The following is a 21,451-nucleotide window of genomic DNA, read 5'->3' as shown; positions in this document are numbered from 1 at the left end:
GGAGTACCCGGCCGGCCGGGGCCGCAAGGTGCACGCCGTCTCCGGCGTCGGCCTGGAGGTCGCGGCGGGCGAAACCCTGGGCATTCTCGGCGAGTCCGGGTGCGGGAAGTCCACCGTCGGCCGCTCCCTGATCCAGCTGCCGCCCCCGGACTCGGGAACCGTACGCCTCGGCGAGGTGACCCTCACCGGCCTCGCCCCCGCGGAGCTGCGCCGGGCCCGCGCCCGGATGCAGATCATCATGCAGGACCCGGTCTCCGCCCTGAACCCGCGCCGCAAGGTCAAGGACCTGGTGTGGGAGGGACTGTCGATCTGGGGGAGCGGCGACGACCCCCGCGACAAGGACACCCGGATCGACGCCGCCTTGCGCGACGTCGGCCTCGACCCGGCGACCGTGCGCGACCGCAGGCCGCACGAACTCTCCGGCGGCCAGTGCCAGCGGGTCTGCGTCGCGCGCGCCCTGCTCCTGGACCCCGAGGTGCTGATCTGCGACGAACCCGTCTCCAGCCTCGACGTGTCCGTACAGGCGCAGATCCTCAACCTGCTGGAGACGGCGACGCGGCGGCGCGGACTGAGCATGGTCTTCATCGCCCACGACGTGTCCGTGGTGAAGAACATCAGCGACCGCGTCATGGTGATGTACCTCGGGAAGATCTGCGAGGTACTGCCGTCCGACGGCATGCAGGACGAGGCCGTCCACCCGTACACCCGGCTGCTGCTCGCCTCGCTCCCCGAGGCCCAGCGCGGCCCGGTCGCCGTAGCGGACCCGACCGTGTCCGACGGTCCGGCCGCCGACCTCCCGTCGCCCCTGGACCCGCCGTCGGGCTGCCGCTTCCGCACCCGCTGCCCGCTGGCCACCGGCCTGTGCTCCGAGGCCGAGCCACCGCTCAGGGACATCCGGCCCGGTCACCGGGTCGCCTGCCACCACGTATAACCGAGAGGAACCACGCGTGACCCCCACCGAGACACCCGACGTCCTGGCCCCCGCCCGGCTGGGCCCGCTGAAGCTTCGTAACCGTGTCATCAAGGCGGCGACCTACGAAGGGCTCAGCCACAAGTCGCTGGTGACCCAGGACCTCGTCGACTTCCATGTCGCCTACGCGCGGGGCGGTGTCGGCATGACGACCGTCGCGTACCTCGCCGTCGCGAAGGAAGGGCGGACCGACCGGCACCAGATCCACTGGACCGACGCGGCGATGCCGGGACTGCGCGTCCTCACCGACGCCGTGCACGCCGAGGGCGCCGCGGTCTCCGCGCAGATCGGCCACGGCGGGCCCGTCGCCAACCCCAAGGGCAACGGCGCCCCCGCCCTTTCCCCGTCCAGGCACTTCCACGCCACCACGATCAGCTGGGCGCAGGAGGCGTCCATCGACGACCTCCGACGCATCACCGAGGCGCACGCCGAGGCCGCCCGCCGCGCCGTCGACGCGGGGTTCGACGCCGTCGAGGTCCACCTGGGCCACAACTACCTGGCCAGTTCCTTCCTCAGCCCCAAGGTCAACCACCGCACCGACCGGTACGGCGGCAGCCTGGAGAACCGGGCCAGGTTCGCCCGGGAGATCATGCGGGCCGTCCACGACGCGGTCGGCGGCAGGATCGCCGTCATCGCCAAGATGAACATGGACGACGGGGTCCCGGGCGGCTTCTGGCTCGACGAAGCCATCCCCGTCACGCAGTGGCTGGAGAAGGACGGCACCGTCGACGCCCTGGAGATGACCGCGGGCAGCTCGCTCCTCAACCCGATGTACCTCTTCAAGGGCGACGCCCCGCTCGACGACTTCTCCGCGATCATGCCGCAGCCCATCAAGCTCGGGGTGAAGCTCGTCGGCAAACGGTTCCTGCGCAGCTATCCCTACCGGGACGCCTACCTCCTGGAGGACGCCCGGCAGATCCGCGCCGCCGTGAAGCTCCCGATGATCCTGCTCGGCGGCATCACCGACAAGCCGGCCATGGACCTCGCGATGCGCGAGGGATTCGAGTACGTGGCCATGGCCAGGTCCCTGCTGCGCGAGCCCGACCTCGTGAACCGGATCAGCGAGGACGCCACCACCCCGTCCCTGTGCATCCACTGCAACAAGTGCATGCCGACCAACTTCACCGGCACCCGCTGCGTGCTCGTGGACCTGGGCACCACCCGTCGCGAGACCTGGGGCAAGCCCGCCGGGTACGTGGCGTGAGGGGCCCGGACGCCGTCGCCACGGCCGACGCGGTCAGGAACGGCGACACCGACGCCCGTACCGTCACCGAGCAGGCGATCGCCCGTATCGAGGAGTACGACCCACGCCTCAACGCCGTGGTCCACCGCCGGTTCGATGCCGCGCTCGCCGAGGTGGCGGCCGGTCTGCCGAAGGGCCCGCTGCACGGGGTCCCCGTACTGGTCAAGGACCTCGGCACCGAGGTGGAGGGCCTGCCGGCGACCGGCGGCAGCCGTCTCTTCGCCGCCGCGACCGCCCGGCGCGACAGCGAACTGGTGGCCCGCTACCGGCGCGCCGGAGCCGTCGTCCTCGGCACCACCAACACCCCCGAACTGGGCCTCAACGCCTCGACGGAACCGGTCCTCTTCGGCCCCACCCGCAACCCCTGGAACACCGCCCGCTCACCGGGCGGGTCCAGCGGCGGCTCGGCAGCAGCGGTGGCGGCCGGAATGGTCCCGGTCGCCCACGCCAGCGACGGCGGCGGCTCGATCCGCATCCCGGCCGCCGCCTGCGGCCTGTTCGGCCTCAAGCCGAGCCGGGGACGCGTCTCGCCCGCGCCCCGCCCCACCACGCTGTCCGGCCTGGTCTCCGGCCACCACGCCGTCACCACGACCGTCCGGGACAGCGCCCTGCTCCTCGACGTCGTCTCCGGCCCCATGCCCGGGGACGCGTACGCGGCACCGGCTCCGGCCGCGCCGTTCGCCGAACTGGCCCGCCGCGACCCCGGGCGGCTCCGGATCGGCCTGTACACCGCACTGCCGGAAGGACCCGACGTCCACCCGGACTGCGCGGGTGCGGTACGTGCCGCCGCCCTGCTCTGTGAACGGCTCGGCCACGACGTCGTCGAGACCACCGCCCGCTACCGCCCCGCCGACGTGGGCCGCACGTCCGGGGTCCTGATGGGGGCCGACCTCGTCGCCCAGATCGACGCCCGGCTCGCCGAGCTCTCCAGGCCGCTGGCCGACGACGACATCGAGCCCTTCACCCGGGTCGTGTACGACACCTACCGCGCCCTGCCCGCCGCCGACGTCAGCCGGGCGCTGCGCCGCGCCCAGGAGATCGGCTGGGAGGTCGGTGCGGCGTTCGACCGGTTCGACGTCCTGCTCAGCCCGACCCTGGCGCAGCCCACCCCGCTGCTCGGCACCCTCGACACCACCGCACCGGAGTCGGTCTACCGGCACGCCTCCGTCTACTCCGCCTTCACCAGCGTCTACAACGTGACCGGGATGCCGGCCATGGCCGTTCCCTTCGGCCACGACGGCGAGGGCCTGCCGCTGGGCGCCCAGTTCGCCGCACCGCTCGGCGGTGAGGGTGTACTGCTCGCGCTCGCGGCCCAGTTGGAGCGGGCGGCACCCTGGGGGGCGCCGCCCGCCGCCTGACGGGGACCCCGATGACTCCCTCCTGGACATCAGACATAAGATGTCCGATGTCTAGGAGTCCCTGAGTGAGGAGTCGCGGATGAACCCCGTCCCAGTACCCGGAGCGCAGCAGGCACGCGATACCGGACAGCGGGCCGACGACCACCGCGTGGCCGTCATCGGCGCGGGGGCCATAGCCCGCGATCACGTCACCGCGATCGCGGGTGTCCCGGGACTGCGGCTCGCCCACGTCGTCGACCGCCATCCCGAACGGGCCGCCGCACTGGCCGCGCTCGCCGAGGGGGCCACCTGGTCCACCGACCCGGCGACCGCCTGGTCCGACGCCGTCGACGTCACCGCCGTGTGCACCTCCCCGGAGTCCCACGCCGATCTCGGCGTGGCCGCCCTCCGGGCCGGCCGGGCGGTCCTGCTGGAGAAGCCCGCAGCGCTGAGCGTCCCCGACACCGACCGGATCCTGGCCGCGGCGAAGACCGCGGGCCGGCCGCTGCTCGTGGCCCAGACGGCCCGGTTCCAGCCCGTCCACCTGGAGATCGCCAGGTCCGTCGCCTCGGGCGCGATCGGCACGCCCCGGCTGGCTCATCTCACCTGGTACACCGGGCACGTCTGGCCGGGCGGCTGGCGGGGCTGGCAACTGGACGCGTCCCGCTCCGGAGGCCATGTGGCCCACAACGGCGTGCACGCGCTCGACCTGCTGACCTGGCTCATGGACGACGAACCGGTCCGGGTCTTCGCCCGGCCCTGCCGCACCTGGGCGCCCGGGATGCCCACCCCCGACAGCTTCCAGATCCTCGTCCGCTTCTCCCGCGGCGCCCTCGCCACCATCGAGCTGTGCTACGCCCTCGTCGAACGCGGCACGTTCGTGCGCCGCCTCATGCTCGCCGGCACCACCGGCACCCTGCACCACAGCAGTGAGGACGAGCCCCGGACGCGGTCCGCGTCGCCCGTCGCCCCCGCCTCGACCGAGGGCGCGATGACCGCGCAGACCCGGCACCTGCGCGATGTGCTGGACGGCGTCGCGGCCCCGCTGACCGCACCGCGCCAGGTGCGCGCAGCCCTCGCCGCCGCCCTGGCCGCGCAGCTCAGCGCGGACGAATCCCGCCCCGTCGACGTCAAGGAGGTCTGCTGACATGAGGATCCTCATCGCATCCGGGGTCCGGCACGCCCGTGACTACGTGCCCCTGCTCCGCTCCCTGCCCGGCATCGAGGTCATCGGCTGCGCCGACACCGCAGACAGCCCCTTCCGCGACGACAGCGCGGCCCTGGCCGCCGCGACCGGCATCCCGTTCCTCGACCTCGAACAGGGCCTCGCCTCCTGCGACATCGCCCTCGTGTGCAGCGAGCCCACGCGCCACGCCGACCTCGCCGTGACCGCACTCGAAGCGGGCCGTCACGTCATCGTCGACAAGCCGGCCGCGACCACCACCCGGGACGCGCAGCGGCTGTGGGAGGCCGCCGATCGCTCGCGCGGGCTGCTCACCGCCGTGCACCGCCTCCACTCCCCGCAGATCGCCCGTGCCCGGCGCACGGTCGACTCCGGCGCGATCGGCCTCCCCCTGGCCGTCGACGCCGAGTGGCTCGCGGCGGGCGGCCTCGACGGCGCCACCGTCGAGCGCCCCGAACTCGTCTGCGACCCCGCCCTGTCCGGCGGCGGCGAACTGATGAACTTCGGCTGGTACCCGGCCCTGGCGATCCGCTACCTCACCGGCCTGGAGGTGGAGGAGGTCGTCGCCTTCAGCAGCGCCGCACCCCATGCGCCGCTCTTCGACGGCCCGCACGGCGCGTACGGCGTCGAGGACGCCGCGGTCATCTCGCTCCGCCTGGGCAACGGAGTCGTGGCCACGGTGACCGTCGCCCGCACACCCGCCGGCGTCGGTCCGGCCCCGGTCTCCTCCAGCCTGCGCGTGCTCGGCTCGCACGGCCACGTGCTCGCGGACGAGGACGCTCCGGCGGTCACGGTGCGCACGGCGGGCGGCGACAGCTCCGCCCACCAGGTCGCGGGTCCCGCGGCGACGACGGCACTGCGCCTGCTGTTCACCGAGTTCTGCGACGACATCCGTTACGGCCGCACCCCGTTGGTGACCGCGGCCGACATCCACGCGGCGGTCGCGGTGGCCGAGGCCGCGCTGTCCTCCAGCCGCGAGGGCGGGGCCCCCGTCGCCCCCGCCGTCCGTACGGCCGGTGACAGCGGCGCGCTCCGACGGCGCCGGTCGGCACCTGTGTGCGGCGGGAGTTCGAGCCGCTGACGTGTGAGGCGGCCGCCAACGGGTCGGGGGCGCCGCCGCCCGGTGTGGATCCGGGCGGCACCCTCCACCACCGGTCCATGGATCTCCAGGCGGCGGTGCCGTATAGCCTGGCGAAATGCTGACAGAAGTCACCGCGACCCGCTACGTCACGCCCCTGCATGCGCGACAAGGCATCCCACGCGAATAAGCGTCAAGCTACCGTTGCGATATGTCCGACTGAGGGCTGCGGGAAGGCGATTGCTTCGTCATAGGTGTGACCGTTCTGGAGGCAGTGGAGCAGCATGCCCATGAGGCGGTTGAAGAGGTTCCGTGCCGCGACGTGATGGTCGCCAGCTCGTCCCGGAGAAGAAGGACCAGGCCGCCAACCGGAAGAAGAAGGGGAGCCGGGGCGGCCGCCCGGTCACCCAGGACGCCGGGCTGTAAAAGGAGCGCATCACCGTCGAGCGTCTGATCAGTCAACTCGAGGCGTGGCGGGGCATCGCCAACCGCTTCGCCCCCGAGAGCTACCAAGCCGGACTCCACCTCCGCGCCTCATTGATCTGGATCAAAGACCTCACCGGGACCGCATGATGACGACCCGATACAGGTATCAGGTCGCCGCAATCCGCCTCTGGCTCCGCTCCTGAACTGTGTCAGGGCGTCAACGTGCCAGCCAGGGTGCGCAGCCCCGCCTCCTGATCGCCGGTCCAGCTAAAGGCGGCATCCGCGCTGCGCATCCGCCCCCACAGGAGCAGTACCAGCTGTTCCGCCGTCGCTGTGAGCGTGGCCACGGCAGTGCCAGGGCCGTGCACCCAGGATGTTCCGGTGTCCTTCGCATGCAGACGCAGGGCGTGCCGCGGGTGCTGAGCTCGTCCCCGGGCTATCTGCCTTGGTGCCATCGTGTCGAAGACCTCGGCCACGCCTTCGCCGGCCAGGACCGGGTCGAGCGGTCGACTACTGCCCAGTGCGTTCTCGGCATCCCAGCGGTGAATGAGCGCCTCCAGCGCACGGCGCCGCTGCCAGAAACCCACCGTGTGCGGCGGATGGAAAGTCCAGGCGCTCGCACTCGGGTCGGTATCGAGGGCCTTGAGCAGAGTCCCTGAACTCTCCTCAAACCACCGCAGAAACTTGTCAGGATCACGCGGAGCCGAGGTGGCCTCGTACATGCCGTGCTGCTCGGTGACTGCGGCCGCCGCCCACATATTTGAGCTGCCCAGGTGCTCGGCCAAGTCGCGGAGCGTCCACTTGCCGCAGTGTTCGACGGGTACGGACAGATCACCGTCGAGGCATGCGCGGAACGCGTCGAGTTCGTTACTCAGGTGCTGCAACAGAGATTCCGAGTCCATGACCAGCGAACCTAACTCAGCCCACTGACATCGCGACCCGGACCCACCCGTCGCCTACTCCGCTGGTGCCCAGGGAGCGGAGCGCAATTGTGCGACGCAACGCCGGTCGCGGACCTCTGATGGTCTGTCAGCCGCCTTGGCCACCGCGACCGTGGAGACGATCACCCAGCCCGGCTTCGGGTCCATCTCCTTGGCGGGCTTGATCCGCTTTGACGGACATTCGAGATCAGGGGTTCAGCCCCGGGAGGGTGTCCATCATGGAGAGCATGGGGAAGAAGAAGCCTCACCGCCCTCGTCGTTCGTTCACGCCGGAGTCGAAGACCGAGATCGTCGGTCTGTGCCGACGAGGTGACCGCTCGGTCGGGCAGGTCGCCAGGGACTTCGAACTGACCGAGACCGCGGTGCGGGACTGGGTGAAGCAGGCCGAGGTCGTCGCGGTCGAGCGCAATGGGCTGACCAGCAGTGAGCGCGAAAAGCTGGCCGTGTTGCGGCGGGAGAACCGCAGGCTGCGCGAGGATGTCGACGTCCTCAAGCGGGCCACGGCTTTCTTCGCGAAGGAGACCCGGTGACGGTGCACCCGTTCATCGAGGCGGAGAAGCGCGCAGGTCACAGCGTCACACGGGCGTGTGAGCTGCTGAAGGTCTCCCGGACCGCCTTCTATGCCCGTCGCTCCGGCCTGCCCGGCCCCCGGGCGGTGCGGGATGACGAGCTGACCGAGCAGATCACCGAGGTCCATGCGCGATCGCGCGGGACCTACGGGGCCCCGCGCGTGCATGCCGTGCTCGCACGCGAGGGTGCCGGGTGCGGCCGGCGTCGTGTCGCAAGACGGATGCGGGCCGCCGGGCTGCAAGGCCGGCACGGCCGACGACGGCAGGCGGCCACGATCCCCGATCCCACGGCCACCTTCCGTCCCGACCTCATCGTCCGGCACTTCCAGCCCGACCGCACCGGGCTCGATACCCGTTGGTGCGGCGACATCACATACATCCCGACCGACGAGGGCTGGCTCTATCTGGCCACGGTCATCGACATCGCCTCCCGGCGCGTGGTCGGCTGGGCGAATACGCCGACACGACGGACACGAGGTCCGGCTCACCCCTCGTGCGTAGGGATCCCGTCTTGTGGCCGGCCTGCTCATCCTGGACTCGGCCAGGACTACTCCAACACCCGACGGGTATGCACCGCACCAGTCGAACCTGAGTTGCCTCGCCGTCCCCGCACAGCCGATCACAACGCCTGCCCCGGCCTCCGCCTGCTGAACTCCACTCCCGAGGCTCCGGACGGCGAGTCCCCTCTCCCGAGGTAGAGACTGTCTGTCCACGGCGCGGGAGAGCGTTGTCACGCGGACGCGAAGCCTCTGTGGCGGGAAGTGTCCATGCTGGGCTCCGCGCCCAGTACCGGACAGACCAACGCCACCGTGATGCCCGGAGCGGGCGCCCTCAGACGGAGGAGAAGCCTGGTGCCGAGTCTCCGTTCAGGGCCCACAGCGCGGCGGTGTACCAGAGGAGGGCCACGCCGAGTACAAGCAGGGCGCCCATCGCTGGGAGCAGCCGGCCTGGCAGGCGCCTGCTGCGCACGACGATCACCTTGGCCACGAATGCACCGTAGAGGGCGCATCCTGCGAAGGAGTGGATTGCGGCCCGCGGGGACGTCGTCTCGATCCCGTAGGTAGTAAGACAGTGGTGGGCGATCGGCAGCGAGAAGAGGAAGGCGAGGAACCCGAGAGCGCGGTGGCCCCGGCGTACCGGTCGGGGCGCGGAGCGGGCACCGGGCACGCGGCCGTACATCCACAGGGCGAGGCCGAGCTGAATGAGGGCGAGGCCGAGCAGCGCGGTGCTGAGTTGGGCCTTGAGTTCGACTGCGGCGTTGCCATGCTCCCCGAAGAGTGCGTTGTTGTAGCGCGGGGTGTGGTGGGCTCCGAAGAGGTAGATCCCGACAGCTACCGCGATAGGCAGCAGCACGACGAGCACGGCACTGGTGGTGAAGGTGTTGCGGTCGGCTTCGCCTTGCTGCGCACTCACGCCGCTCTACCGACTCAGCTCTCGACCTGCTTGCCCTTGGCGTCCAGGACGTACCACTCGGCGCCGAACTGATCGAGGGCCTGGCCATTCGTCTGGCCGGGCTTCTTATCGCCGGCGTAGTAGTACAAGGAATGGCCGTTGTACGTGACCTGCTGGTCTCCGCCGGAGCGCTTGGTGATGTCGAGCAGTTTCTGGTTCACGCCCTTGCCGGCCTTGGCGTCCCCCTTGCTGAGCAGCGGAGGCCAGGCTTTGGCGCAGTCCCCCGTGCAGTTCGATTTATTCTTTTTGTCGGCGAGGAAGAGGTAGAGGGTGCGGCCCTTCTCGTCGGTGAGGATGGCGCCGAGCTTGTCCACGGACTTCGTGTCGACGGTGGCCGGTTTCGAGGGCGAGGCGCTGGGGGTGGAGCCGTGTGCTTCCTCCGCTGTGTCGCTCGTACTGTCGGAGCACCCGGTCAGGGCAGCGGCGAACAGGGCGGCGGCACAGACGGTGGCCATGGCGGTGCGATTCATCTAGGGCTCCCCTGGTGAGTGTGCTGCGTGGCCCTTTGTCTCTCCCCGCCTGTGCCCGCCCACTCACAGCGCCATCGTCGACACCACTCACCCGGCGGCAATGCATCGCCGCTTCCTCATAAATACCCCCGCGGCGAGCGGCGCCTTCGCCCGGCGCCACTTCACCCCGCACGGCTTCCGCAGGTTCTTCTCCACCGACATGCCCGCAGGGCCCGTCGGGTCGACCACGTACGGACATCCACCGCGAGAGCTCCCACGACGTGGTGGGCGTGTTCATCCCGGAGCACGTTGTTGGCCGCAGGTGGTAGAGCCTCCTCCATAGCCAGTCCGCCCTGTGGCTCAGGAGTCGGCTGCTCCTCCTGCCTGGTGTCATGGCCGCCAGCGTGCCCTGGCTCGGCCTCCGTCACTCGGGCGTGGGACCGCGACAGCCTGGCGCCGGGACTGTCCGCCGTGGAAAACCTGCCCCGGCTCACGAGGGTGCCAAGGCCCGTTCCGACCGATTGGACGCCGAGGCAGCCGGCCGGATCGGGGGCGTAAGGGGACCGGCTGCTACGGGGTCGGGCCGGGAATCCGCAGGCTCCTCTTTCCGTTGACGGCAGGGCTCTTCGTGTTCTGGAGCGCATCAAGGATGGCCAAGCCCTGGCTGACAACACCCGCGGCGATCTGATTGACGCCTTCGGTGCCGTTGAGGACGGTGAGTGTGGCGCTCGACATACCGCGGGCGGCCGAGTCGGCGAGGGCCGGCAGGTTCTCCACCACACGGTTGGCGGCGATCAGTTCCTGGTTTCCATCGCGCAGCGAGAGAGCACGGGCGGTGTTCGCGTCGGCCTCGGCCTGTGCGAGAGTCCGCTCGGCGTATGCGTTGCCGTCAGCCTCGAACTTGGCACGGTCCCGGGCTGCTTCGGCCAGGGTGCGCTGTCGGTATGCCTCAGCGTCCGCCGGGCGCCTGACTTCTCCTTCGAGGCGCTGGGCTGCCAGTTCGGCCTGGCGCTGGGCGAGCGCGGTCTGTTCTTCGATGACCTCGTGGGACGCTCGGGCCTGAGCAAGCGGGCCGGCCTGGGCGGCGCGGGCGTTGGACTGCTCGGTCTCGGCGAGGAACCCGGCCCGCTTGATCGCGGTGTCCCGCTCGTACTCCGCCTTGAGGGCGGCCGCCTGCTGTTCGCGTTCGGTTGCCTCCTGATCGGCCTTGGCCTGGGCGATTCGCGCCTGGCTGGCGACTGCTGCGGCATGCGGAGCAGCAAGGTCGTTGATGTATCCGGTGGCGTCCTCGATCTCCTGTATCTGGAGCGCGTCGACGACGATGCCGAGTTTCTCCATCTCGCTGTGACTGCCCGCCATCACCTCCTGGGCGACCCGGTTGCGTTCCCGGATGATCTGTTCGACGGTCAGTCCGCCGACAATGGACCTGAGGTGTCCAGCGAAGATCCGGCCGACGAGCTCCTCCATCCGTTCTTGCTCGGAGAGGAAGCGGCGGGCCGCGTTGGCGATTGAAACCGCGTCGTCACCGACTTTGAACACGCAGACCGCGCGCACGCTCAGCTGGATGCCCTGCTGGGTTACGCAGTCCTCCGCGATCTCCGCTTCCCGCAGCGCCAGGGACAGCATGCGGGCCTTCTGCTTCACAGGCAGTACGAAACTGCCGTGACCTGTGACGATACGGAACTGTGTCGCCTGCGCCTGCCGTTTCGTACCGGATATGAGCATGGCCTCATTGGGCGCGGGGACCTGCCAGAACAACATGAGGGAACTCCCGTCGAGCGTCGGGACGCAACTCACTTTTCAAGACCGTTGCACGACTATTCAGGACGGCAGCGGCTCGACGATCACCGAGCGCGCCGAAATGGAGTCGATGACGACGACCCGTGTGTCTCTTGCGAGGGTGGTGTCGGTACGCGACCACGCCGCGTACGTTTCCGAGCCTCCGCGTACAGCCACCAAGACCTCACCCGGTCCATCCGGAGGGATCCCCACGGTGATTCTTCCGATTGCTCCGACCGGGCTCTGGAAGGACTCGTCAGCGCTGGGCATGGGCCCTCTCGCCGGGCATTCGTTTCATGATCACTGACGATCGCCTCCGGCCTTGTTCCCGATCGAGAGCCGCCACGGCGCATGAGCCGACGGTGCCAATTCTCCCGATGTCTTCACGGTACTCCCGTCCTGGGCCCGGGCTCATGACCGCAGTGTCGCAGAGCCCAGGCTGGGACAGCCCGCTGACCTTTTCGCCCTCGCCATGCAACCGGCGATCGTCACCAGCCCCGACCTGCACGCCAATCCCATGACAGAGTCAGATATCAGACAAAGACTCGCATACAGCCCTTTCATGGGAAGCCCGGTGCATTGCTGGTCCACGGATTGCCGTGTAAGTCACTTCCCCGGCGAATCACCGCTCAGGCGGCTCCGCTTGACCGCTCAGAATCGCAGCCAAACGCCTGATGCGAACCAAGCGCTCACCAAGTCCGAACCCATGCCTGCGCCGTGATGCGTATGCATCGCCACGATCGTTCCATTTACAGAACGTTCTGTTTATGGAACGCTAGTCGTGTCACGACAATGCATCACCGGCGCAGCAAGGGGCGAAAACTGTGGTACTGGCCCAGGAGGTGTGCGAGCGGTTGCGCCGTCTGCGCCGGGGTAGTGGCCTGTCGCTGTCGGAACTGGCCCGCCGCTCCGGCGTCGGCAAGGGCACGCTCTCAGAACTCGAGCGTGGCCGGCGTGATCCGTCCCTGGAGACGCTGTACGCGCTGACCACGGCCCTCGATGCGCCGCTCAGTATGGTCGTCGGCCCAGCCCCCCTACAGGGTGCGGTGGTGCACGTGGTGTTGAGGGACCGCGTGCAGGACGCGGCTGCGATGTCGGAGGTATATCGCATCCGAATCCAGAGCGGCGCGGTGCAGCGCTCGGCCGCTCATGTGCCGGGCGCGGAAGAGCACTTGCGGCTCTTCCGCGGCACGGCGCGGGTCGGTCCCGCCACCGCCCGTTCGAGGTGAGCCCGGGCGGCCACGCCCGGTGGGCGGCGGATGTACCGCACCAGTACGAGGCGGTGGGGAGGGACGCGGAGGGGGTGTTGGTGGTGCGCTGCCCGGTGGAATGAGACGCCTGCGCCGCACCGCCCTGCGCCAGGCCACGACCACCGGCGATCGGTCGTGGGTTCCACCGCTGCGGCAGGAGATCGACAGTACCCAGTCCGCAGGCCCGGATCCCGTGGTCGATTCGGCAAGGACAGGAGCAGCCAGGCGTGCCGGTGCCGGGTGGCGATTCCATGCAAAGCCAGCTACGTCATCGAGAGACAGGATGATCCCAGTACATGCATATACGTATAGCGCGCCCAGACGAACTACCTGCCCTCGTCGAGCACTCCGACCAGCCCGAGCGCAACGCCGGGACGGCCGCCTACCTCACCGACCTACTTGCCAAGAAGTGCACCCGGCCAGAGTGGTGTCTGGTCGCGGAGGACGAGGCCGGTCGGCTCACCGCGGCCACCGCACTATGGACCCTCCCCGGGAACGACGTCCCGATGGCCCTGGTGCTCCTTGAGACACCGTGGGACGAACCCGGCCTGGCCACCGGCCTGGCGCTGCTGGCGGAGGCCGCCGCCCTGGCCGACTCGCTCGGCGCCACGGAGCTGGAGCACGTCACCGACTCGCCGACGCAGCCGCCGCAGTACCAGGCGGAGCCGGAACGGCGCGCCGAGCTTCTCCGTCTGGCGGGCTTCGAGCACGCCCGGGACGGTCGCCGCTTCCGCCGCCGCTCCGGGGCAGAACTCGTCTCGCATGATGACCGATTGACCTGGCATTCGCTGCCCAGTCTGGGCCGTGAGCCGTTCATCGCTCTCCTCGCCGAGGCGATCCCGACCAGCGCCGACGCCCAACTCGCCGCCAGGGTCGCCCGGCATGGCGCCCGGCGTGCCGCGGAGAGCCTCTTCGCGGACATGGAGGAGTTCTCCTACGATCCCTCCTGGTGGGAACTCGGCTACGCTCCGGACGGCACGCCGGCCGCTCTCAGCCTCCCCGCCCGGAACCCCTCGATCGCTGTGATCGGCCTGGTGGCTGTATCTCCCGCCTGCCGCGGCAACGGCTACGCGACGGCGGTGGTGGCCCGCGGCACGCGGCTGCTGGTCGAAGCGGGCGCCGAGGAGATCCGCGGCGACTGCGACGCGGCCAACACAGCCATGATCATGGCTTTCGAACGGGCAGGCTACGAGAACTTTGCCGACCGCCAGGAGTTCACCCGCCGGTTGTGAGCGGGGGCTGCTTCCGCGCCGTAACGCATGCTGAGTGGCACCTCCCCACCCCAGTTGGTAGGGCTGGACGAGGGCGCTCGGTGCCCGGCCTCGCCCTGGACATGTGCCAGGGCGCCAATAGTGTCGCGGAACTCATGCACGCCGCACGCCACGTGCTCCTCGATCTCGCGGGCCGTCCGGAGCTCAGGGAGATCGCGGGGGGATGGGCGCACCGCGAGGACATACATACCGCCGGAACGGACAACCGGCCTGCCGAAGTCAACCTGATCCGCGCGGATGCCCCTATCGCCTGGGCCCGCACCCGTTGGTGCATCCTGCGACACGCGCTTGTCCGAGCTGCCGCAGACCCCGCTCGCCTGGTTCGGGCTCCCTGGGGCCGACGAGGAACTGGGGCACCAGAGCCTGCCACCGACCGCGTACCTACAACGCCCGCCTTCCCGACCATGGGCGGCTCCTGGAGCGACCACTTCGACCTGCTCACTGGCCTGCCCGGCCGCGGAGACACCGTTGTCGGCAACGACGTCTGGTTCGGGCGCGGTGCGACCGTGCTGCCCGGGGTACGCATCGGACACGGGGCGATCATCGCCGCCGGCTCCGTCGTGACTGGGGACGTGCCCGATTACGGGGTCGTCGGCGGTAACCCAGCCCGTCTTCTGCGCCGTCGCTACAGCAACAACGATGTCGCCCGGCTGCTCGCCCTGGCCTGGTGGGACTGGCCCCCGGAGCACATCAGCGAGCACGTACGGACGCTCATGTCCGGCAGCGTCGACGAACTGCAGGACGCGGCACCCCGCCTCCCGCACCCGCACCCGTAGGCCAGCGCCACGCGCTCATCACCTCCTCTCGGAAAAGAGCCGCCACCGTGCCCACCACCACTGATCGGCCGACCTTTGCCGGCTGGCTCAAAGGCCATGCCACCCCACTCCGGCACCTCGACCCGACAGCGCCCCTGGACGACCTGGAACCGCTGCGCGACCTCCTGGAGGGTGCCCGTGTGGTCGGCCTCGGCGAACACTCACACTTCATCGACGAGTTCGCCGTGATGCGCCAACGCATCCTGCGGTTCCTCGTTGAACGCTGCGGCTTCACCGTCCTGGCCTTCGAGTACGGCTTCTGCGAGGCCCTACCCCTTGATGCCTGGACCCGCGGCTCGGGAACGGACGACGGCCTCTCCACGCTCCTGGCGAACGCGGTCCCCATCGGGCTCCAGGATCCGCTGCGCTTTCTCCGCCGCCACAACCGCACCGCCGCAGAGCCGGTGCGGTTCGCAGGAATCGACATCCCGGCGGCTGGCGGATCGCTGCTTCCCGCCCTGACACCGGTCACCGACTACCTTCGCCACATCGATCCGGAGACCCTGCCGGCGCTCCAGAGCGTGACCACGATCGCCGCCTCCTTCGCCGCTGACTCCGCAGCAGTGGCCGCACCCGCATGGGCGCGTCTGACCACCAACGAACAGGACACCCTCAGCGCACTTCTGGCGCGACTGCTCATCCGGTTTCGTGCCCTGAAGCCGCTGTATCTCTCCCGCGGAGACCGGCACGGCTACGACACCTCCCTGCGTTGCCTGGAGGCCGCCTGCCACGGCGACTACACCTTCCGTGCGATGGCGGGCCTCTTCGCCGGAGACGGGCTCACCGCCGACACCTCTGCCCGCGACTTGTACATGGCGGAGTCCCTTTTGTGGCACCTCGACCGGCTCGAACCCACAGACCGCGTCGTGCTGATGGCCCACAACGCCCACCTCCAGAGGACGCCTATCGCTTTCGACGGCCACCTCACGGGACTTCCCATGGGGCAGCACCTGCACCACGCCCTCGGTGACGCGTACTTCGCCCTTGGCCTGACCAGCGTCACCGGCCACACCGCCGACATGCGTCGCGACGAGACCGCTCCCTTCGGATTCACCGTCCACGACACCCCGCTGGAGCCACCCGCGCCGGGAAGCGTCGAATCGGCTTTCGCTGAGGCCGGTCTTGGCCACGCCGTCGCCGGTCTTCGTCAAGCCCGGGCTGAGCAGCTCAACGGCCCCGACCGCATTCGGATGCAGAACGTCTACCAGCACACCCAGGTCGTCGACGCTTTTGACGGCATCCTCAGCACACCCGCCTCCACCACCACCAACCTGGAAAAGCCATGACCAGCAGGTTCACCGATCTCATCGTCGATTGCCACGATCCGTGTCCTTTCCCGGTGTATCTGCGATTTCCCACCGGGTCTGCAGTGTGAAGTGAACGGGTCCCGGCCGATCTGCGCAGCAACCAGCCCACCAGAGCTACCTGCCCGCGAGGGCAGTTCCCACCGCTCCGGCTGTCGGATGGCCTGAGAGATCACGACAGCCAACGGACGGGCGCCCCACCTTGCCCGAGTTGCCAGGAAGGTGGGGCGCCAGGCGCGCCCATTGGTTTGTCGGTTCAGCAGGCGTATCCGTCCGCTCGTGGTTACCGAGGCTGGTAGGAGGTGGCCAGCACGGAGACGGTCACCTGACTGGGCAGGGAGCCGTGGCCGCTCAGGTCCGCGTGGGTCAGGTGGCGTGCGCTCGGCGTCATCCCCACTAGGTCGATGGCTTCTTGCCTGGTCAGGGGCGTGGTGTATTCGACGTGCTGAGTACGGGTGGCCTGGAAGTAGGGGTCCAGCGCCTGTTGCAGGCGCTGTTCCTTGTCCGGGTCAATCGTGACCATCGCGGGGATCTGGCCCCGTAGCTCGGCCAGGTGCCGCTCGATGGGCCGCACCACGATCAACCGGCCGGTCGGACGGAGCACTCGGTGGAACTCGGACGGGTTGCGCGGGGCGAATACGTCCAGCACGACGTCGACCCCCTGGTCGACCAAGGGGAAGGGGCGGAAGACGTCCCAGCTCGCCGCAGCAGCTCGCGGATGGGCTCGGGCTGCTGAGCGCAGGGCGCGTGCTGACGTGTCCAGCCCCAGGCCGCGGGTGCCGGGCAGTTGATCGAGTACGCCGGCCAGGTAGTGGCCGGTGCCGCATCCGATGTCTACGACCGTGCCTTGAGCAGGCAGGGCGTCGGCTGTCATACGAGTCAGGCTCTGGTGGACAGGGGCGTACCTGCCGGTGGACAGGAACCGGTTTCGGGCCTGAACCATGGCTGCGTCGTCACCGCTGGTGGCGCGGATGCCCGTCAGCAGGCTGACGTAGCCCTGCCGGGCGATGTCGAAGGTGTGGCCCTCCGGGCAGCGCAGTGAGACACGGTCGGGTCGGAGACGGGCGCGGCACACCGGGCAGCGCAGCAAGTCGAGAAATGGTTCGAGGGCAGGGGGAAGCAACGCAGGCACGAGGCACTCCAGGCGACGGTGAAGGGAGGGGACCGTGCCTGCACGCGCGCTCAAAAGCCGCCGTCTCAAGAAGGACGAGGCCCGGCATCTCGCCGCCTCGGTGTGGGCGGCACAAGGGAGATGGATCACGTAGAGCAGGCACGCCAAGGAGGGCGACGCCCTACGGCATCGCCCTCAACGCCTCGCGATTACAGAGCCTGGATGTGCTGGGTCCACATGCCTACACCTTACGAGCCTTACCAAAAGCCCGTCCCCTCGCTTCAGCAGTCAAGAGATGCGGCCCGGCGGTGGGGGATCGCGCCGGACTGCGTGATCACCCGGACGAGGGGTTTGGTCCCGTTTAAGCTGCACAGTCCCTACGGGTCTGCAAAGTGGCATACATGGGGCTGGGTGTGCTGGAGGGGATGGAAGCCGTCACAAGCAGACGGCTTCGAGGTCGGCTGGCGGGACGACCAGGGTGAACATCGCCTGCCGTTGGCGGACGCGGTCTCGCTGCCGTTCGAGGACGGGCGGCAGGTCCGCAGCTTCCCGTCATATCGCGGGCAACGGCATTTCCCCGGGTTGCATTGGTCGTCGACGACCTGCGGGCACGTGGGGTTCGAGTCGTGGCTGGAGCGGGATCACGCGATGCTGCTGGACTTCACGCCGGAGGTGACGGGGCTGCTGTCACACCTCCAGCGCACCCGGATCGGCGAACTCCGCGGCCAAATGCGCGACTTGCAGGCGGAATGGACCGAGGAAGCCGTTCAGCGGATCACCACCGAGAACGCCACCCTCAAACAGTGCGTTCGCCAGCTCACTTCGACAACCGCACCCCTCGACGAACGCCTCAAGGCCGCCCGATCCAACCTCCGCTTCCAGGACCGCCGCGTCGCCGACCTCGAAGCCCAGATCGCTGACCCCTCAGCGGGAGCTCAGCAGTGACATCGACAGTTCCGACCGAGCACATCTGACCGTGACCTTGGCGCGGTGGCTCGGGCACTCCTCGCCGGCGATCACCCTCGGTTACTATTCTCACTTCGTGCCGGATGCTGGCAGCAAGGGGCGCGGCACCATTGACGGTCTGCCTGGGGAGCGAGGAGCCCGGCTCGCCAGCCGGAAACTCCCGAGATTCTCCCCAGAGCTGTTGACCGGTGATCCCTGCCTCTACATCCCAGAGAGACTGTCCATGGATTGCAAGGCTGAAGAGATGGGTGGCCTGGGAAGATGCTGGAAGAAGTCGTAGCGACCCGCTATGTCACGCCTTTGCGTGAGGGTGGCTCGCTCCCCGGAATCGTCGAGGCCGACGACCTGGGTACGTACGTCATGAAATTCACCGGAGCCGGCCAGGGCCGCAAGACGCTGGTCGCCGAGGTGATCTGCGGGCAGCTCGGGCGGCGGCTCGGGCTGCGCGTCCCCGACCTCGTGCAGATCCAGCTCGACCCGGTGATCGGCCTCGCCGAACCCGACCAGGAGGTGCAGGAACTGCTCAAGGCGAGCGGCGGGCTGAACCTCGGGATGGACTTCCTTCCGGGCTCCCTCGGATTCGACTCGCTCGCCTACCAGGTGGACCCGCACGAGGCCGGACGCGTCGTCTGGTTCGACGCGCTGATCAACAACGTCGACCGCTCCTGGCGCAATCCGAACATGCTGATCTGGCACGGCGACCTGTGGCTCATCGACCACGGAGCCACCATGATCTGGCACCACAACTGGCCGGGCGCCCAGGCGTCCGCCGCCAAGCCGTACAACGCGTCCGACCATGCGCTGGCACCGTTCGGTCCCGACGTCACGGCAGCCGCCGCAGAGCTCGCCCCGCTGGTCACGGAGGAGCTCCTCACCGAGGTCGCGGCCGACGTCCCCGACGAGTGGCTGGTGGACGAACCGGGCTTCGATTCGACGGATCAGCTGCGCCGCGCCTATGTGGAGGCGCTGCTGCCGCGCGCCGCCACCATTCACGAACGGATCGTCCTGGACGCGCCGACCGCGTCCAAGCCCTCACAGGCTCCGGGCTGGCTCAGTGAACGCCTCGCCCCGCGGCACGACAACGAGAACAGCGACAAGGGCGGCCGGCCGTGAGCAAGCGCGATGTCTTCGAGTACGCCCTCCTGCGCGTGGTGCCACGGGTCCAGCGCGGCGAGTTCTTCAACGCCGGGGTCGTGGTCTACTGCCGCGCCAAGGGATTCGTCGCCGCCCGCACCGCACTCGACGAGGGCAAGCTCATGGCCCTGGACCCCGGCGCCGACGTGACCGGGGTGCGGGCCGCCCTGTATGCCGTCGAGGGCGTCTGCCGGGGCGGTGCGGACGCGGGCCAGGCGGCCGGTGACGATGCCGGGCGGCGCTTCCGCTGGCTCATCGCGCCGCGCTCGACCGTCATCCAGCCGAGCCCGGTGCACAGCGGCCTCACCACCGACCCCGCCGCCGAGGTCGAACGGCTTCTCGACCTGCTGGTGCGCTGACCGCGGCCCCTTCGGCGCCGCTCCCGCCCGCCGCGGGGGTGGCGCCGTCCGGTGTGACATGCGCCGCTGCGTCCGTGGGCCGTTGACACCGGGTGCCAGGGCTTCTAGCGTCTCGTCTGCTGAAGGTACTAAGCGGTTGCTCAGTTATCGGGAACGTTCTCGCGGGCCTGTCCCGCCCAGTCGTTCCCGACGTCCGCTGAGCCGCGATCCAAGGGCGAGGAGAGCCAAGCATGTCCACCACCGAGCAGCGCGTAGCCATCGTGACGGGAGCCGCACGGGGCATCGGTGCCGCCACCGCGGTACGCCTGGCGGCCGAGGGCCGCGCCGTCGCCGTACTCGACCTGGACGAGGCGGCCTGCAAGGACACCGTCGAGAAGATCACCGCCGCGGGCGGCCGGGCCCTCGCCGTGGGCTGCGACGTCTCGGACAGCGCCCAGGTGGAGGCCGCTGTCGCACGGGTCGCCGCCGAACTCGGTGCCCCGACGATCCTCGTCAACAACGCGGGTGTGCTCCGCGACAACCTGCTCTTCAAGATGAGCGAGTCCGACTGGGACATCGTGATGAACGTGCACCTCAAGGGCGCGTTCCTGATGGCCAAGGCCGTCCAGAAGCACATGGTGGACGCCAAGTTCGGCCGGATCGTCTCGCTGTCCTCCTCCTCGGCCCTCGGCAACCGCGGCCAGGCCAACTACGCCGCCGTCAAGGCGGGCCTGCAGGGCTTCACCAAGACGCTCGCCAAGGAGCTCGGCAAGTTCGGCATCACCGCCAACGCCGTCGCGCCGGGCTTCATCGTCACCGAGATGACCGCGCAGACCGCGGAGCGCGTCGGCATGGGCTTCGAGGAGTTCCAGGCCGCCGCCGCCACTCAGATCCCGGTCCAGCGCGTCGGCTTCCCGGAGGACATCGCCAACGCCATCGCCTTCTTCTCGGGCGATGACGCGGGCTTCGTCTCGGGCCAGGTCATGTACGTCGCCGGCGGACCGCTCAACTGACCCGAAGGGTTACGGACATCATGACTGTGCAGGACAGTGGCAAGGTCGCGCTGATCACCGGTGCGAGCCGGGGCATCGGCTACGGCATCGCCGAGGCGCTCGTCGCCCGCGGTGACCGGGTGTGCATCACCGGACGCGGCGAGGACGCGCTGAAGGAGGCCGTCGAGGCGCTCGGTTCCGACCGGGTCATCGCCGTCGCGGGCAAGGCGCACGACGAGGCGCACCAGGCGGCGGCCGTCGAGCGCACGATGGAGGCGTTCGGCCGGGTCGACTTCCTGGTCAACAACGCCGGTACCAACCCGGTCTTCGGGCCGATCGCCGAGCTCGACCTCAACGTGGCCCGCAAGGTCTTCGAGACGAACGTGATCTCGGCGCTCGGCTTCGCCCAGCAGACCTGGAAGGCCTGGCAGAAGGAGAACGGCGGGGCGATCGTCAACATCGCCTCCGTCGCCGGCGTCTCCGCCTCGCCGTTCATCGGCGCGTACGGCATGAGCAAGGCGGCCATGGTCAACCTGACCCTGCAGCTCGCGCACGAGTTCGCGCCGGTCGTCCGGGTCAACTCGATCGCTCCGGCGGTCGTGAAGACCAGGTTCGCGCAGGCGCTCTACGAGGGCCGCGAGGCGGAGGCGGCCGCGGCCTACCCGCTGGGCCGGCTCGGTGTCCCGGCGGACATCGGCGGGGCCGCGGCCTTCCTCACGTCGAGCCAGTCCGACTGGATCACCGGGCAGACCCTCGTGGTCGACGGCGGGATTTTCCTGAATGCCGGCGTGGGCTGAGAACGGCCTGGGCCGTTTTGGCCCTGATTGACTCAAGTGCCCCGCC

General features: G+C 69.5%; 21 protein-coding genes and 3 pseudogenes. 18 read left to right on the top strand and 6 right to left on the bottom strand.

Annotated elements, in window-relative coordinates:
- The 6 genes and pseudogenes from JGS39_RS07410 to JGS39_RS41850 all read left to right on the top strand — a co-directional run.
- Positions 1-931: oligopeptide/dipeptide ABC transporter ATP-binding protein (locus tag JGS39_RS07410; RefSeq protein ID WP_219567945.1), on the top strand; the 931-nt coding region annotated here is incomplete at its 5' end.
- Positions 932-947: 16 nt separating this feature from the next.
- Positions 948-2,174 (top strand): NADH:flavin oxidoreductase, encoded by a 1,227-nt coding sequence (locus JGS39_RS07405; protein WP_219567944.1) that lies wholly within the window; start codon positions 948-950, stop codon positions 2,172-2,174.
- Positions 2,171-3,571, top strand: a complete 1,401-nt coding sequence (locus JGS39_RS07400; RefSeq protein ID WP_219567943.1) for an amidase — start codon at positions 2,171-2,173, stop codon at positions 3,569-3,571. Before JGS39_RS07405 ends, JGS39_RS07400 begins: the two co-directional genes overlap by 4 nt.
- A 79-nt stretch (positions 3,572-3,650) precedes the next feature.
- Positions 3,651-4,697: a Gfo/Idh/MocA family protein gene (locus JGS39_RS07395; RefSeq protein WP_219567942.1), complete on the top strand. Its 1,047-nt coding sequence runs from the start codon at positions 3,651-3,653 to the stop codon at positions 4,695-4,697.
- Between the two features lies 1 nt (position 4,698).
- Positions 4,699-5,814: a Gfo/Idh/MocA family protein gene (locus JGS39_RS07390; protein ID WP_219567941.1), complete on the top strand. Its 1,116-nt coding sequence runs from the start codon at positions 4,699-4,701 to the stop codon at positions 5,812-5,814.
- 336 nt (positions 5,815-6,150) lie between these two features.
- A pseudogene (locus JGS39_RS41850) lies at positions 6,151-6,384 on the top strand (IS5/IS1182 family transposase); the annotation flags it as partial.
- Positions 6,385-6,446: 62 nt separating this feature from the next.
- Here the strand turns inward: JGS39_RS41850 and JGS39_RS07385 are convergent.
- Positions 6,447-7,139 carry a maleylpyruvate isomerase family mycothiol-dependent enzyme gene (locus JGS39_RS07385; RefSeq protein ID WP_219567940.1) on the bottom strand — a complete coding sequence of 231 codons (693 nt, stop codon included), beginning with the start codon at positions 7,137-7,139 and terminating at the stop codon, positions 6,447-6,449.
- 266 nt (positions 7,140-7,405) lie between these two features.
- Between JGS39_RS07385 and JGS39_RS07380 the strand changes: the two genes are divergently transcribed.
- The gene (locus JGS39_RS07380; protein WP_219567939.1) at positions 7,406-7,708 is read left to right on the top strand and encodes a transposase; all 303 of its coding nucleotides are present in this window, start codon (positions 7,406-7,408) and stop codon (positions 7,706-7,708) included.
- Complete coding sequence (locus JGS39_RS41845) at positions 7,705-8,445, top strand: IS3 family transposase (RefSeq protein ID WP_219567938.1); 741 nt, start codon at positions 7,705-7,707, stop codon at positions 8,443-8,445. The genes JGS39_RS07380 and JGS39_RS41845 overlap by 4 nt, the downstream gene beginning before the upstream one ends.
- Before the next feature lie 133 nt (positions 8,446-8,578).
- Here JGS39_RS41845 and JGS39_RS07370 read toward each other — a convergent pair whose 3' ends face one another.
- The 4 genes from JGS39_RS07370 to JGS39_RS42160 form a co-directional block, all read right to left on the bottom strand.
- The gene (locus JGS39_RS07370; protein ID WP_219567947.1) at positions 8,579-9,109 is read right to left on the bottom strand and encodes a DUF6529 family protein; all 531 of its coding nucleotides are present in this window, start codon (positions 9,107-9,109) and stop codon (positions 8,579-8,581) included.
- Positions 9,110-9,174: 65 nt separating this feature from the next.
- Complete coding sequence (locus JGS39_RS07365; protein WP_219567937.1) at positions 9,175-9,669, bottom strand: COG4315 family predicted lipoprotein; 495 nt, start codon at positions 9,667-9,669, stop codon at positions 9,175-9,177.
- Positions 9,670-10,218: 549 nt separating this feature from the next.
- Positions 10,219-11,409 carry an SPFH domain-containing protein gene (locus tag JGS39_RS07360; RefSeq protein WP_219567936.1) on the bottom strand — a complete coding sequence of 397 codons (1,191 nt, stop codon included), beginning with the start codon at positions 11,407-11,409 and terminating at the stop codon, positions 10,219-10,221.
- Between the two features lie 60 nt (positions 11,410-11,469).
- Positions 11,470-11,697: an NfeD C-terminal domain-containing protein gene (locus JGS39_RS42160; protein ID WP_219567935.1), complete on the bottom strand. Its 228-nt coding sequence runs from the start codon at positions 11,695-11,697 to the stop codon at positions 11,470-11,472.
- Positions 11,698-12,251: 554 nt separating this feature from the next.
- Here JGS39_RS42160 and JGS39_RS07350 point away from each other — a divergent pair.
- The 5 genes and pseudogenes from JGS39_RS07350 to JGS39_RS07335 all read left to right on the top strand — a co-directional run bounded on the left by JGS39_RS07350 (position 12,252) and on the right by JGS39_RS07335 (position 16,049).
- The gene (locus tag JGS39_RS07350; protein WP_308120233.1) at positions 12,252-12,656 is read left to right on the top strand and encodes a helix-turn-helix domain-containing protein; all 405 of its coding nucleotides are present in this window, start codon (positions 12,252-12,254) and stop codon (positions 12,654-12,656) included.
- A 317-nt stretch (positions 12,657-12,973) separates the two neighbouring features.
- Positions 12,974-13,909, top strand: a complete 936-nt coding sequence (locus JGS39_RS07345) for a GNAT family N-acetyltransferase (protein ID WP_219567934.1) — start codon at positions 12,974-12,976, stop codon at positions 13,907-13,909.
- Positions 13,906-14,232: pseudogene (locus tag JGS39_RS41840) on the top strand (aromatic-ring hydroxylase C-terminal domain-containing protein); the annotation flags it as partial. The gene JGS39_RS07345 and the pseudogene JGS39_RS41840, both read left to right, overlap by 4 nt.
- Before the next feature lie 24 nt (positions 14,233-14,256).
- Positions 14,257-14,724: pseudogene (locus JGS39_RS07340) on the top strand (CatB-related O-acetyltransferase); the annotation flags it as partial.
- A 47-nt stretch (positions 14,725-14,771) separates the two neighbouring features.
- A complete protein-coding gene (locus JGS39_RS07335; protein ID WP_219567933.1) occupies positions 14,772-16,049 on the top strand; it encodes an erythromycin esterase family protein in 1,278 nt (425 codons plus the stop codon).
- A gap of 301 nt (positions 16,050-16,350) precedes the next feature.
- Here JGS39_RS07335 and JGS39_RS07330 read toward each other — a convergent pair whose 3' ends face one another.
- Complete coding sequence (locus JGS39_RS07330; RefSeq protein WP_219567932.1) at positions 16,351-17,199, bottom strand: putative RNA methyltransferase; 849 nt, start codon at positions 17,197-17,199, stop codon at positions 16,351-16,353.
- Between the two features lie 474 nt (positions 17,200-17,673).
- Here JGS39_RS07330 and JGS39_RS40660 point away from each other — a divergent pair, with 474 nt between their 5' ends.
- The 5 genes from JGS39_RS40660 to JGS39_RS07300 all read left to right on the top strand — a co-directional run bounded on the left by JGS39_RS40660 (position 17,674) and on the right by JGS39_RS07300 (position 21,405).
- Entirely contained in the window at positions 17,674-18,123 is a 450-nt protein-coding gene (locus JGS39_RS40660) for a hypothetical protein (protein WP_236063908.1), read from the top strand.
- A gap of 282 nt (positions 18,124-18,405) precedes the next feature.
- On the top strand, positions 18,406-19,257 hold the full coding sequence (locus JGS39_RS07315; protein ID WP_219567931.1) for a HipA family kinase: 852 nt from the start codon (positions 18,406-18,408) through the stop codon (positions 19,255-19,257).
- Positions 19,254-19,637 carry a DUF3037 domain-containing protein gene (locus JGS39_RS07310; protein WP_219567930.1) on the top strand — a complete coding sequence of 128 codons (384 nt, stop codon included), beginning with the start codon at positions 19,254-19,256 and terminating at the stop codon, positions 19,635-19,637. The genes JGS39_RS07315 and JGS39_RS07310 overlap by 4 nt, the downstream gene beginning before the upstream one ends.
- Before the next feature lie 230 nt (positions 19,638-19,867).
- Positions 19,868-20,629, top strand: coding sequence for a 3-oxoacyl-ACP reductase FabG (gene fabG / locus JGS39_RS07305; protein WP_219567929.1), 762 nt, complete (start codon positions 19,868-19,870; stop codon positions 20,627-20,629).
- Between the two features lie 20 nt (positions 20,630-20,649).
- On the top strand, positions 20,650-21,405 hold the full coding sequence (locus JGS39_RS07300) for an SDR family oxidoreductase (RefSeq protein WP_219567928.1): 756 nt from the start codon (positions 20,650-20,652) through the stop codon (positions 21,403-21,405).
- The last annotated feature ends 46 nt before the right edge of the window (positions 21,406-21,451 follow it).

Origin of the sequence: Streptomyces poriferorum, assembly GCF_019399235.1 — a bacterium.
In the GTDB taxonomy this organism is placed as follows: Bacteria; Actinomycetota; Actinomycetes; order Streptomycetales; family Streptomycetaceae; genus Streptomyces; species Streptomyces poriferorum.
Note: the sequence above shows the minus strand (reverse complement) of the source record. Positions and strands in the feature narration are given on the sequence as shown.